Here is a 12,897-nt window from a genome sequence, read left to right on the forward strand (position 1 = left end):
ATTTATATGGGAAAATTACAGTTGCAGCAATTGACATTAGGACCTGTTTTTACCAATTGCTATTTTGTGATGAACAATGATACAAAGGAGCTTCTTATCGTGGACCCTGCCGATGCACCAGAGAGGATCATCCATAAGGTAAGCGTGATGGGTGCCAGACCGGTGGGAATCTTACTTACACATGGTCACTTTGATCATATTATGGCAGCAGAGGAGATCAAAAAAGAATACGGAATTAAGATTTATGCCTGTCGGAAGGAAGAGGAGATGCTCCGTGAGCCTTCCCTGAACATGACGGGAACCTATGGACGTGCCTGTTCGATCATGCCGGATGTATCTCTTGAGGATCTTGAGGTATTTGAAGCCGCGGGATTTTCCATTCAGATGCTCCATACACCTGGACACACACCGGGAAGCTGTTGTTATTATATCAAAGATGAAGGCGTATTGTTCAGCGGTGATACACTGTTTTATGGTTCTGTGGGACGGACGGATTTCCCGGGCGGCAGTACGGCAGCCATAGTCGGCAGCCTGCACAAGCTGGTGGATAATCTGCCGGAGGAAACGGAGGTTTATCCGGGGCATGACGCCTCCACCACCATTGGATACGAAAAGAGGTATAATCCATTTGTGTAAGATAGGCATCCTGTTGCTTGACAGGGATTTTGAACATGATGTATATGAATTGATCAAGGCGTTTTATCCGGAAGGAGAGTTCCATACGATGTATGAGAAGGATGAAGAGGAGTATGACCTCTTCTTCCAGGTAGAACGGAATGATGACAGCTATCTCATAAGCTTTAAAAGCGAGGAGCGCACAGGCAAGGCAAGTGCAGAGGTGATAAAAGGGCAGTCCCGGCAAGATGAAAAGGATGCCCTTCTTTCTTGCTGCGCGCCGGAAGAGGAATCCTGCCGGGAAGCGGACGGGAGCCGGGAGGCGGCACACGAGCTGAGAAAGGCGAATAAGGATAACCTGAAATTTGCCCTTTACCATGTGCTGACTAAGCTTACAGGAAAAACGCTGCCCTGGGGAAATCTGACAGGAATCCGTCCTGCCAAGCTTGCCATGGGAATGATCGAGTCCGGGATGAAAAATACGGAGATCGCCCAGGAGATGCGGCAGCGGTATTTGGTTAGCCCTGAAAAAACAGCTCTTGCAATCGCCATTGCCAACCGGGAACGTGAGATTCTAAAGGAAATTGATTACGAAAACGGGTACAGCTTATACGTAGGAATTCCCTTTTGTCCCAGTATCTGCCTGTACTGCTCTTTCAGCTCCTATCCATTGAAGCAGTGGCAAAGCAGGGTGGATCAGTATCTGGATGCGCTTTGCAGAGAGATCCAGGCTGTAGCGGGAATGATGAAGGGGAGAAAGCTGGATACCATCTATATCGGTGGCGGAACTCCCACTACTCTTGAGCCGGAGCAGCTTAGGCGTCTTCTGGATGCAATCGGAGTTTCTTTTGGATTTGACGGCCTTCAGGAATTTACCATTGAAGCGGGACGGCCGGACAGCATTACCAGGGATAAGCTTCTGGCTATCCGTGATTTTCCTGTAACCAGGATTTCCGTGAACCCTCAGACCATGAATCAGGAGACTCTGGAAATCATCGGCAGGCGTCATACGGTGGAGCAGACCAAGGAAGCTTTTTATCTGGCACGGGAACTTGACTATAACAATATTAACATGGATTTGATCGTTGGTCTGCCCGGTGAGGACATTTCTATGGTGAAAAACACATTGGAGCAGGTGAGGACGCTTGATCCGGACAGTCTGACCGTACATTCACTTGCCGTGAAGAGGGCAGCACGTCTGAATATGTTCCGGGATAAATACCAGGAAATGACCTTTGAAAATAACCAGGAGATCATGGATCTGACAATGCGGACAGCCTATGAAATGGAAATGAGCCCTTATTATCTGTATCGTCAGAAGAATATGAAGGGAAATTTTGAAAATGTTGGTTACGCAAAGGTTGACAAAGCGGGAATTTACAATATACTGATTATGGAAGAAAAGCAGCCGATCATAGCACTTGGGGCAGGCGGCTCTTCCAAGCTGGTCTTTGACCACGGAAAAAGAATTGAGCGGGTGGAGAATGTGAAGGATGTGACCAGCTACATCACCCGTATCGATGAAATGATTGAAAGAAAACGGACAGGCATCGCTACCTGGCTGTAGGATGGGAGGGAAACCCTTGAGTACGGCACCAACGATAAAGGCAGGTACGCCGGACAGACTTCTGGAATTTGATCTATCAGCAGAATTAAAACATGGGATTGCAGTAAGCAATCTGGCTTATGCAGTTGCACAGGAGCTTGGGCTTCCTTATGAGCAGTGTTATGAGCTGGCAGAGGCAGGAATGCTCCATGACATAGGAAAACTGAAGCTGCGGAGCTACATTAACGGGCAGGAGCAGGATCCCATGGTCATTGAGGAGTTGAAATACGTGAGAATGCACTCTGCACTTGGCTATGAGGAATTAAAGGACCAGGGCTACTCGGATTTTATCCTGCAGAGTATTCTGTATCATCATGAGAATTATGACGGAAGCGGTTATCCTGAGAATAAAAGCGGGGACGACATCCCCATAGGAGCCAGAATCCTGCGTGTCTGCGATGTTTTCTGTGCATTAAGCTCAGACCGGCCTTACCGTAAGGCATTTGACAAAAAGACAGTCATGGAGTTGATGATTGACGAAGTAAAAAACTTTGATATGGAAGTATTTCTTGCATTTCAGAGAGTTGTTCATAAAGAACAGTAAGGAGGAGCACAAGATGGCTTTAAAGAAAAAGCCGGTAACCGGCATGAAAGATATTTTGCCAAAGGAAATGGAAATCCGAAATTATGTCACAAATATGATCCGCGAAACTTACGGGGCATTCGGATTTACATCCATAGAGACACCATGTGTGGAGCATATTGAGAACCTGTGCAGCAAGCAGGGCGGAGATAACGAAAAGCTGATCTTCAAGATTCTGAAGCGCGGTGAAAAATTAAAACTGGAGGAGGCTAAGGAAGAAGCGGATGTGGTAGATTCCGGTCTTCGCTATGATCTGACCGTACCTCTTTCCAGATACTATTCCAATAACGCAAACGATCTGCCTGCGCCCTTTAAGGCATTGCAGATGGGCTATGTATGGAGGGCGGACCGTCCTCAGAGAGGCCGTTTCCGCCAGTTTATGCAGTGTGACATTGATATTCTGGGAGAGCCTACCTACATGGCGGAGATTGAGCTGGTGCTTGCCACTACTACTCTTCTTGGAAAGCTTGATTTCCATAATTTCACCATCCGCATCAATGACCGGAAAATCTTAAAGGCCATGGCACAGTACAGCGGTTTTCCGGAGGAAAGCTTTGATACGGTATTCATCATCCTTGACAAGATGGATAAGATCGGTCTGGAGGGTGTTGCCCGTGAACTTGAAGAAGAGGGCTTTGGAAAGGATTCCATTGACACCTATCTGGGAATGTTCAAGGAGATCACAAGTGACATTGAGGGTGTCCGGTACTGCAGGGAGAAATTAAAAGACGTGCTGGATGAAAAGATTGCCCAGGATCTGGAAACCATTATTTCTACCGTTGAAGCAGTCAAGACTGCAGACTTTAAGATGGCATTTGATCCTACGCTGGTGCGTGGTATGTCCTATTATACAGGTCCGATCTTTGAGATTTCCATGGATGAGTTCGGCGGCAGCGTAGGCGGCGGCGGACGCTATGACGAGATGATCGGAAAGTTCACAGGCAGCAATACATCCGCCTGCGGCTTTTCCATTGGATTTGAGAGGATTGTTATGCTGCTTCTGGAACGGGGATATGAGATTCCTGCAAAGAACGGCAAAAAAGCATATCTTATTGAGAAAAACATGCCTGCAGACAAGCTTACTGAGATTTTCAGGCAGGCAAATGAGGAGAGAAAGGCTGGCACACAGGTCAATATCTCCATTATGAAGAAAAATAAAAAATTCCAGAAGGATCAGATGACAGCAGAGGGATATACAGAATTCGTGGAATTTTTCAGAGACAGAATGTAACGAGGAGGAGCATGATTATGGCTGAAAGTATGCAGGGACTGCACAGAACCTGCCGTTGTGCAGAAGTCACAAAAGAAATGATCGGCAGCGAAGTAACCTTGATGGGCTGGGTTCAGAAGGCAAGAGACAAAGGCGGGATCGTCTTTGTGGACCTTCGTGACCGAAGCGGCATTATGCAGTTGATTTTCGAGAATGGGACCATTGATGAGGAAGGCTTTGCAAAAGCAGGAAGGCTTAGAAGCGAGTTTGTTATCGCTGTAGTTGGTACGGTGGCGAAAAGAGGCGGCGCTGTCAATGAGAATCTGGCAACAGGAGAGATAGAGGTTCAGGTAAAATCCCTGAGAGTTCTTTCTGAATCCGATGTACCGCCCTTCCCGGTGGAAGAGAATAGCAAGACAAAGGATGAGGTTCGCTTAAAGTACCGTTATCTGGACTTAAGAAGACCCGACCTTCAGAAAAACATTATGCTGAAGAGCCAGGTTATGATGCTGACCAGAGCCTTTTTTGCAAAAGAGGGCTTCCTGGAAATCGAAACTCCTATGCTTGGAAAGAGCACGCCGGAGGGCGCAAGAGACTATCTGGTTCCTTCCCGTGTACATCCGGGCTGCTTCTATGGCCTGCCGCAATCACCACAGCTTTATAAGCAGCTTCTGATGTGCTCCGGATATGACAGGTATATCCAGATCGCCCGCTGCTTCCGTGACGAGGACCTCCGTGCTGACCGCCAGCCTGAGTTTACACAGATCGATATGGAGCTTTCCTTCGTAGATGTGGACGATGTGATCGATGTAAACGAAAGATTCCTGGCTTATCTGTTTAAAGAGGTTATGGATATTGATGTACAGCTTCCCATCCAGAGGATCACATGGCAGGAAGCAATGGACCGATTCGGGTCCGATAAGCCGGACATGAGATTCGGAATGGAGCTTCATGATGTCAGTGAGATCGTGAAGAACTGTGGATTTGCAGTCTTTACAGGAGCACTGGAAAACGGCGGAAGCGTCCGTGGAATCAATGCCCCGGGACAGGGCGGAATGCCGCGTAAAAAGATCGACAAGCTGGTTGAGTTTGCAAAGGGCTACGGAGCAAAAGGTCTGGCTTACATCGCCATTGCAGAGGATGGAACCAGAAAATCAAGCTTTGCAAAATTCATGACCGATGAGGAGATGGATGCTCTGGTTGCAGCCATGGACGGAAAGCCGGGAGACCTGCTTCTGTTCGCAGCGGATAAGAAAAAGCTTGTTTACGATGTCCTTGGCGCACTCCGTCTGGAACTGGCAAAACAGATGAATCTGTTAAATAAGGACGAATATCGTTTTGTATGGGTAACAGAATTCCCGCTTCTGGAGTGGAGCGAGGAGGAGAACCGCTTTACCGCTATGCACCATCCATTTACCATGCCCATGGAAGAGGACCTGCCTCTTCTTGACACCGATCCCGGTGCTGTCCGTGCAAAAGCCTACGACATCGTACTAAACGGAAACGAGATCGGAGGCGGAAGCGTCCGAATCCATCAGGACGACATCCAGGAAAGAATGTTCAAAGAGCTTGGCTTTACCCAGGAAGCAGCCCATGAACAGTTCGGCTTTCTTCTGGATGCCTTCAAATACGGTGTACCACCCCACGCAGGCCTGGCCTACGGCCTGGACCGCCTTGTCATGCTAATGGCAAAAGTAGACAGCATCCGCGACGTCATCGCTTTCCCGAAAGTAAAAGACGCCTCCTGCCTAATGACCCAGGCCCCCCAAGGTGTAAGCGAAGCCCAACTCCACGAACTAGGCCTGGCAATCCAACCCGAGGAACCTAATAAATAAAAATTATATATGTATACATGAAAAATCCCCGTCCAGTTTCAATCCCAAAACCCGGACAGGGATTTTTTTGTCACAAAGTCCCCGTCCGCAAAGCGGGGCCAAAGGGGGGAGCGCGAGGGGGCATTCGGCCTTTGCAACTCCGAGATTGCCCCCTCGCTCATTCTTCCACCGGCGAAGTCGCCAAATTCCCGAAAATAGCACTTCCCAGCTCAGTACCCGCATCCTCCAGCTTCCAGGAGGCACCGTCATTGATCAGATGAAACTTAGCCTCTACAGTCCGGGACTCTTTATTGGACTCTATAGAATCCAACAGCATTTCATAAGATTTTTGATACCGTTTTGAAGCGCCGTCCAGAACAGCATCCAGCGAGGCAAGATAAGCATCCAGCTCTTTCTGGTAAGCATCCAGAATGGCATCGCTGTCAAATGTGGTGATTTCCGCAGTGACAACGGCAGAATAGCCTGTGACAGTGCTTTCCTTTACATCGTAATCAAAATTACTGTGTACTTGCTCCACAAGTGCCTGTGCAATATCATTTTTGGGCGCATCTTCTGTATTAACAATGCTTTCCACGCCAAGGAAGTTGCTCATATCATCCATGTCCATTTTTTTCAGGGTTTTCAGATAGACCGCCAGAGTTGCCTCAGGTGAGAGGATATCCGGGTCGGAGAGATAAGTCATAAGACCGCCGACAAGGTCATTTTCCAGTGTGTAAGTCCGTTTAATTTCCCAGGAAGCATCGTCCTCACCGCCGGAGGCAGTAAGAGTCATTGTGCAGTTGCGTTCCACTGTCTGATACTTGTGGTTTTTTAACAGACCATTCAGGATCAGAAAGCGTTTTTCCAGGGAAATGGTGCTTTCTTCTGTACTCTCGGAATCAGCGGCAGCCTGTACGATCTCGTTTTTCAGCCGGGCGGAGGCGAAATCCGCTGCCAGCGCCTGGGCATCCAGTGTCACAAGGCGGAGGGAGGCATGTGCTGTTCCTTTTTCTTTGTCGACGTCAATATCCAGGATCTTATAATCAAAGTCCTGGAAAAAGAGAGAAAAGACTTCTTCTATTTCATCAGATTGTTCTATACCCTCTTCGGTATCGGGAAATAGTTCCTTATAAGAGACGTACTTTTGTGTGGTGTCAGAATCCAGATTTTTCAGTAAATCCAGCTCGCTTTTTATGACTCCGGCCACCTTCTTTTTTTCTCCGCCCATGCAGCCTGCACAGATAAACGCGAAAACTACAAGAAGAAATGGCAGAAGACGCTTCACTATCCGCATACGAATTCTTTCCTTTCCAAATTATTCCTCTCTATTCTATCAGATAATCGTATAAAAGTCAAAAATCCATTAAAAATAGACGATATTTATAAAAAAAGAATGAAAAATTTGTGAAATTTGCAATAGAGGCTGTCAGGGGTTTTCTTTTTGGGGCGAATCTGGTATGATAGGAAAGTGATTATAGAAAAATTCCTGATGAAAACCGCAGGAGCGGCATAGGAGGTAACCATGAAAAAAAAGATTTTTGTCATCGGAGGGATTGTCATTATTGCCGGAGCTGTGGGCGCTGGAGCATGGTACTATTTAAAGGACAAAGATGGCGGCGCAGCCGGTGATGAAGTTGCATATGTAACAAAGATAAGCACTTTAAGCGGAGATGATTCCGGAGTTATGAACCGTTTTGCAGGCGTTGTGGAACCCCAGGAGACGGTGAAAGTAAGTATAGAAAGCGGACGTAAAGTTAAGGAAGTACAGGTTAAGACGGGAGAAGAGGTAAAAGCCGGACAGCTTTTGTTCGAATACGATCTGACCAGTATCCAGGAGGATCTTCAGGAGGCAAAGCTTGCTCTTGACCGTCTGAAAAATGAAGCATTAAGTCTCAATGACCAGATCAAGACGCTGGAAAAGGAGAAAAAGAAGGCATCCAACAGCAACCAGCTTTCTTATACTATTGAGATTGAGACAAATAAGATGAACCTCAAAAAGAATGAGTATGACCAGATCAGCAAGGAAGCTGAGATCACCAAGCTGGAGAATGCCACGGGCAATACAGAGGTGAGAAGCGAGATTGATGGTGTCATCCAGAAAATCGACACGACGAAATTAACCACAGATGATGGGGACAGCCTGGATGAGAGTATGGATTCCTACTCGGGGGATTCGGACAGCAACGACAGCAATACCTTTATTACCATTCTTAGTACCGGTGCGTACAGGATCAAGGGAAAGGTAAACGAACAGAATAAGTCATCCATCACTCCTGGCGAGCCTGTTATTATCCGCTCCAGAGTTGATGAGACGGAGGTCTGGCATGGGACCATGGGCGCTATCGATGAGCAAAATGCAAGCTCTGAGAGCAGCAGCAATATGTATTACGGCATGATCGACTCAAGCGGAGACTCCCAGACCAGCTCCAGCTCCTACCCATTTTATGTGGAACTGGAATCCTCAGAGGGTCTGATGCTTGGTCAGCATGTCTACATAGAAAAGGATGAAGGACAGGAAGAGAAGAAGGAAGGCGTCTGGCTCAGCGATTTCTATATTGTGGATGCAGATTCAGACAATCCTTATGTGTGGGCGGCAAATGATAAGGACAGACTGGAAAAGAGAGAAGTCATGTTGGGTCAGTATGACGAGACACTGGGAGAGTATGAGATCGCAGACGGATTGACGGAGGATGACAGCATTGCATTCCCGGCAGAGAACCTGGTGGAAGGGATGGCGACAGCAGATGGCTCTATGATGACGGATCTGGGGCTGGGCTCCACAGACATGGGAACCGATATGTATGATGGCAGTGACGTGGATATGATCGAGGATTACGGAACTGCCGGAGAGGCTGTCATGGAAGACTATTCGGATGGCGATGCTATGATGCCTATTGAAGATATGGATGGCGAATTTACGGAAGAATACGTTGATGATTCTATGGACGGCGAAATCATAGATGAGGATGGCTTCGATGATTACATGGAAGGAGCCGATCTGTATGATTCCGATGACATGGAGGCAGCAGGATGATACTGGAACTGAATGGAATCTATAAGAACTATCAGCAGGGTAAAATGACAGTGCCGGTATTAAAGGACGTCAATTTTACTATGGAAGAAGGGGAATATGTGGCAATTATGGGGCCATCCGGCTCAGGCAAAACAACTCTGATGAACATTATCGGCTGTCTTGACCAGGCCACAAGCGGAAAATTTTATCTTGATGGAGAGGATATCAGTGCCTGCTCAGAGAACCAGATGTCTGATATGAGGCTGAATAAAATCGGCTTTGTTTTCCAAAGCTTTCATCTTCTTCCCAGACAGACAGCCATTTCCAATGTGGAGATGCCCTTAAACTATGCAAAGGTACCTAAGAAGGAGCGCAGGGAACGCGCGTTCCGAGCCCTGGAGAGAGTCGGACTGGCGGACAGAGTGGATTTCAGGCCAAACCAGCTTTCCGGCGGTCAGATGCAGAGGGTTGCCATTGCAAGGGCTATTGTAAATAATCCCAAGCTGCTTCTGGCAGATGAGCCTACCGGTGCGCTGGACAGTAAGTCAGGCGCGCAGGTCATGGAGCTTTTCCAGAAGCTGAACGATGAAGGGGTGTCTGTACTGATGATCACTCATGACGCGGATATTGCAGCCCATGCAAAACGGGTTGTTACCATCCGTGACGGTGTGCTGCAGGAAAAGAGGTGAGAGCATGAGCAAGGTGAAGAAAATCATCGTTGGCGTGCTGGTTACAGCTTTGATCACAGGGGCAGCGGGCGGCGGCCTGATCTATATGAAAAACAGCAACCAGAAAGAAGTTCTGGTGGCAAGCGTGAGCAGCCTTGCCAGCGATTACTATTCTCCAAGCACGACTTTGGATGGAAATGTTACCACAAGTGTATCCCAGAATATTACAGTGGATAAGGATATGATCATTGAAGAGGTTTATGTCCAGAAGGGAGATACGGTAAAAAAAGGAGATAAGCTGATTTCCTTTGATATGACTCTTGTGGAAATGGAACTGAATATTGCAAAGCTGAAGCATCAGAAGCTGGAACAGGATTTAAGAAAAGCCCAGAAAAGGCTCAGCAGCCTGCAAAACGGCGGACCTGTCACAGAGGATGATGTGGAAGGAACGGCTGATAATCTGAGCGGCAGCTACAGCGGCTCGGATGACAGCTCCGATGATATGGATCTGTCGGCTGCCACAGGAACAGGAGATTATTACCTGGCAGCAATCATGAAGCCGCTACTCCTATCCGTCATCACAGACGGCTTCGGAGATGCGGACGCGGCAGAAGCCGGAGCTGCTGTGTTTGATGAGGCAGGAGAGCAAAATTCCGGAATGACAGAAAGCAGTACAGCTCCTGAGCAAGGAAGCTTTGGAGGGGACAATGCGCTGGATTATTATGGAACACCGGACAACGGCTTTGGAGATGGAGGCAGTTCTTCAGATAACAGCGGATTTGAATCAGGCGGAAATGAGCCTCTTTTGCCGGAGCCGACTCCTACACCGGAGCCTATACCGGGATTTGAATTTGCAGATCTGGATGAAAAGGAAGGGGATTCCGATTTTACGGACGGCGAGGAACCTTTTTACCAGACACTGGAATTTGATACGGAGCCTTTCGGCGGAAGTGGAACAAAGGAAGATCCGTTTATTTATCTGTGCACCAGTGCAAAGGGATATGTAAGCGCCACGGGAGCATTTCTCAACAAAATGGCGGGGTATAATGCCGATGGTACGCAGGTGATCCAGGAGGGCGGTTATTGGTATCTTCTGGAATTCCATCAGTATGACACCATTGCAGACTACACGGACAGGAAAAAATCCTGTACAGGATATTATCTGATTGACGGAAGTATGTTGACGCAGCCGGTTGACCGTTTTGCGGAGATGGATTTTACTCTGGACGGAGCATCCCAGTATGAGGATGAGGTTCCACCGGATGAAGACCCGGATATCCCTATTGATGGAGGCACCGGAATCAATCTTTCGAGAGCTGAGGCTATTAAGATCCAGCAGAAGAGGATTGCTACTTTAAAGCTGGATATCCAGGAAAGCGATATTAATATCGCGAAGCTGGAAAAGAAGGTATCCAGACAGCTTATAACCAGTAAGCTGGATGGTACTGTTGCCACTGTGGGTGATCCTGTGACCGGAACAAATTCAGACGGTAACCCTTTTATGAGCATTAAGAGCGGAGATGGATTTTTCGTCAGAGGCACGGTGAGTGAGCTGATGCTGGATCAGATGAAGGAGGGAACTGTGCTGAAATGTACCTGTTATTCTTATTATGATGATGGTGCAAGTGAGTTTGAAGCAGAGGTCATGGAGGTTTCTGATTATCCTGTCAGCAGCAGTAGCGGGAACTATTATTATGGGGACGGAAATCCAAATGTATCCTCCTATAGCTTTACCGCAACGATTCCGGACAAATCCGTAAAGGTACAGGATGGAGATTATGTGAGCATTATGCTGGCTGAAGAGGTTTCTGCCAAAGGTATTGTTCTTTCAAAAGCCTTTGTGCGTACAGAGGACGGCAACAGCTATGTATATAAGGATGATAACGGCGTTCTGAAAAAGCAGATCGTATCCGTGGGCGGCAATGTGGACGGCGGCTACAGCGTTCTGGTTACAGGCGGCATCACAAGAGAGGACAAGATTGCATTCCCGTACAGCAAGTCCATTAAAGAAGGCCTGAAGACAAAAGAGGGAACGCTGGAAGAATTTTATGGTTATTGATAAGGAGGGATTTCATGTTTGAAAATATACGCCTGGCGTTTCAGGGAATCTGGTCCCATAAAATGCGATCCTTCCTGACAATGCTCGGTATTATTATCGGTATTGCTTCCATTATCGCCATTGTTTCCACGATCAAGGGAACAAGTGAACAGATTAAGGAGGATCTGATCGGTTCGGGAAATAATACGGTGACCATCAGCCTTTATTCAGGGGACGATACCTACAGTGCGGACTACGGAAGCTCATCCAATGCGCCTCTTTTGTCGCAGGAGCAGAAGGATGAGGTGCTTAAGACAGAACATGTGGAAAATGCCACATTTTATTACAGCAGATCCTACACCAGTAATGTTTATTACGGAAACACCAGCTTCCAGGGCGGAAAGATTTTCGGTATTGACGCGAATTATCTGGATACCTGCGGATATAAGCTGCGTTCGGGAAGAGGATTTGTACAGAAGGATTATGATGATTACCGGAAAGTAGCCCTGGTGGACAGTAATGCAGCAGAAAGTATCTTTCCGGGAGAGGATCCGATCGGGAAAACGATCGAGATCGGTGAGGAGCCTTTTACGGTAGTGGGGGTTGTGAGCCAGAGTGAGGATGCTCTTCCGAATATTGAGAGCATTAGTGAATTTTACGAGTATTACCAGAGTATTATGGGTACTGTGATGATCCCCAGCAAGTGCTGGCCTATTGCCTTTAAGTTTGACGAACCGGAAAATGCCATTATAAAAGCAGACAGTACAGACACCATGAGTACCGCTGGAAATGCGGCTGCAAAGGTGATGAATAAGGCTGTCAGCAATTCTTCTGGTTCCAGTAAGTTTGAGTACCGGGCAGATGATGTGATGGAAAGGGTAAAAAGCCTGCAGAAGCTCAGCGAGAGCACCAATCAGCAGTTGATATGGATCGCAAGTATCTCGTTGCTGGTAGGCGGCATCGGTGTTATGAATATCATGCTGGTATCGGTTACGGAGCGTACCCGTGAGATTGGTCTGAAAAAGGCGATCGGAGCCAGGAAAAAAACGATCCTCCATCAGTTTTTGACGGAGGCAGCAGTGCTTACCAGTATTGGAGGGATCATCGGAGTGGTGCTGGGGATCGGATTGTCCAGGGTCGTTTCCAAGGTGGCGGGTTCCCCTACGGCGATCAGTGTTCCGGCTATTATCGGTTCCGTAATATTCTCCATGCTGATCGGAATCATTTTCGGATTGCTGCCCTCTGTGAAGGCTGCGAATCTGAATCCTATTGATGCGCTGAGAAGTGAGTAAAGGAAAAGCTGAATATGAGCAAAAAGAAATCTGCCCCGGCTGGTTTGATGACCCGGCA

At 47.6% G+C, this 12,897-nt stretch carries 10 protein-coding genes; 9 read left to right on the plus strand and 1 reads right to left on the minus strand.

The window, feature by feature from the left end:
- Positions 1 to 6 precede the first annotated feature (6 nt).
- The 5 genes from ACESZH_RS11700 to aspS are packed head-to-tail and all read left to right on the plus strand — an operon-like array spanning position 7 to position 5,849.
- Positions 7 to 636 (plus strand): MBL fold metallo-hydrolase, encoded by a 630-nt coding sequence (locus tag ACESZH_RS11700; protein ID WP_373215657.1) that lies wholly within the window; start codon positions 7 to 9, stop codon positions 634 to 636.
- Complete coding sequence (gene hemZ / locus ACESZH_RS11705) at positions 629 to 2,182, plus strand: coproporphyrinogen dehydrogenase HemZ (protein WP_373215658.1); 1,554 nt, start codon at positions 629 to 631, stop codon at positions 2,180 to 2,182. The genes ACESZH_RS11700 and hemZ overlap by 8 nt, the downstream gene beginning before the upstream one ends.
- Positions 2,183 to 2,198: 16 nt before the next feature.
- On the plus strand, positions 2,199 to 2,765 hold the full coding sequence (locus ACESZH_RS11710) for an HD-GYP domain-containing protein (protein ID WP_373215659.1): 567 nt from the start codon (positions 2,199 to 2,201) through the stop codon (positions 2,763 to 2,765).
- Between the two features lie 13 nt (positions 2,766 to 2,778).
- On the plus strand, positions 2,779 to 4,035 hold the full coding sequence (gene hisS / locus ACESZH_RS11715; protein ID WP_373215660.1) for a histidine--tRNA ligase: 1,257 nt from the start codon (positions 2,779 to 2,781) through the stop codon (positions 4,033 to 4,035).
- Positions 4,036 to 4,052: 17 nt separating this feature from the next.
- Positions 4,053 to 5,849 (plus strand): aspartate--tRNA ligase, encoded by a 1,797-nt coding sequence (aspS, locus tag ACESZH_RS11720; RefSeq protein ID WP_373215661.1) that lies wholly within the window; start codon positions 4,053 to 4,055, stop codon positions 5,847 to 5,849.
- A gap of 157 nt (positions 5,850 to 6,006) precedes the next feature.
- On the opposite strand, the gene ACESZH_RS11725 is transcribed toward aspS, so the two are convergent.
- A complete protein-coding gene (locus ACESZH_RS11725) occupies positions 6,007 to 7,122 on the minus strand; it encodes a hypothetical protein (protein ID WP_373215663.1) in 1,116 nt (371 codons plus the stop codon).
- A gap of 228 nt (positions 7,123 to 7,350) precedes the next feature.
- On the opposite strand from ACESZH_RS11725, the gene ACESZH_RS11730 reads away from it, so the two are divergent.
- Genes ACESZH_RS11730 through ACESZH_RS11745 form a run of 4 tightly spaced genes read left to right on the plus strand, consistent with a single transcriptional unit; the run spans position 7,351 to position 12,839 of the window.
- Complete coding sequence (locus ACESZH_RS11730; protein ID WP_373215664.1) at positions 7,351 to 8,862, plus strand: efflux RND transporter periplasmic adaptor subunit; 1,512 nt, start codon at positions 7,351 to 7,353, stop codon at positions 8,860 to 8,862.
- Positions 8,859 to 9,530, plus strand: coding sequence for an ABC transporter ATP-binding protein (locus ACESZH_RS11735; protein WP_373215666.1), 672 nt, complete (start codon positions 8,859 to 8,861; stop codon positions 9,528 to 9,530). The genes ACESZH_RS11730 and ACESZH_RS11735 overlap by 4 nt, the downstream gene beginning before the upstream one ends.
- Positions 9,531 to 9,534: 4 nt before the next feature.
- Positions 9,535 to 11,568, plus strand: a complete 2,034-nt coding sequence (locus ACESZH_RS11740; RefSeq protein WP_373215667.1) for a biotin/lipoyl-binding protein — start codon at positions 9,535 to 9,537, stop codon at positions 11,566 to 11,568.
- A 14-nt stretch (positions 11,569 to 11,582) separates the two neighbouring features.
- A complete protein-coding gene (locus ACESZH_RS11745) occupies positions 11,583 to 12,839 on the plus strand; it encodes an ABC transporter permease (RefSeq protein WP_373215668.1) in 1,257 nt (418 codons plus the stop codon).
- Positions 12,840 to 12,897: the final 58 nt, after the last annotated feature.

The sequence above is a fragment of the Ruminococcus sp. 5_1_39BFAA genome (assembly GCF_964240875.1).
Classification (GTDB): Bacteria; Bacillota; Clostridia; order Lachnospirales; family Lachnospiraceae; genus Blautia_A.

Coding starts and splice junctions, on each gene's coding strand:
- ACESZH_RS11700 (WP_373215657.1), top strand. CDS start 7: ATGGGAAAATTACAGTTGCAGCAATTGACATTAGGACCTGTTTTTACC.
- hisS (WP_373215660.1), top strand. CDS start 2,779: ATGGCTTTAAAGAAAAAGCCGGTAACCGGCATGAAAGATATTTTGCCA.
- aspS (WP_373215661.1), top strand. CDS start 4,053: ATGGCTGAAAGTATGCAGGGACTGCACAGAACCTGCCGTTGTGCAGAA.
- ACESZH_RS11725 (WP_373215663.1), bottom strand. CDS start 7,122: ATGCGGATAGTGAAGCGTCTTCTGCCATTTCTTCTTGTAGTTTTCGCG.
- ACESZH_RS11730 (WP_373215664.1), top strand. CDS start 7,351: ATGAAAAAAAAGATTTTTGTCATCGGAGGGATTGTCATTATTGCCGGA.
- ACESZH_RS11735 (WP_373215666.1), top strand. CDS start 8,859: ATGATACTGGAACTGAATGGAATCTATAAGAACTATCAGCAGGGTAAA.
- ACESZH_RS11740 (WP_373215667.1), top strand. CDS start 9,535: ATGAGCAAGGTGAAGAAAATCATCGTTGGCGTGCTGGTTACAGCTTTG.
- ACESZH_RS11745 (WP_373215668.1), top strand. CDS start 11,583: ATGTTTGAAAATATACGCCTGGCGTTTCAGGGAATCTGGTCCCATAAA.